This is a genomic window from Rhizobium sp. SVR5-2C (assembly GCF_056755115.1).
Genome location: NZ_JBNDHT010000616.1, coordinates 1 through 234 on the forward strand (window position 1 = coordinate 1; position 234 = coordinate 234).

Genomic DNA, 234 nt, shown 5'->3' on the forward strand with positions numbered 1-234 from the left:
GGTGAGGAATTGGCGGCTGTCACGCTCGTAAGCATCGAGGGTATGTTCCGAAAGGCGCCGTTAGCTCCTAAGGTTTTCCAGCCAGGCGCTACGTTCCGCCATCAGGTGCGGGTCGGCGATAATCAGGAGTTTGTTCACGGCGCTGGCCTTGATTTTGCTATTGCCTTGGCCAATTCTGAGGGGCGACCAGCTAGGGAATTGCTAATATCGGCGAAGCGCTTGTCATGCATCCAT

Annotated in this window: 1 pseudogene; it reads right to left on the bottom strand. The window is 55.6% G+C overall.

Annotated elements, in window-relative coordinates:
• Positions 1–138, bottom strand: a pseudogene (locus tag ACPYOI_RS37105) (recombinase XerC); the annotation flags it as partial.
• Positions 139–234 lie beyond the last annotated feature (96 nt).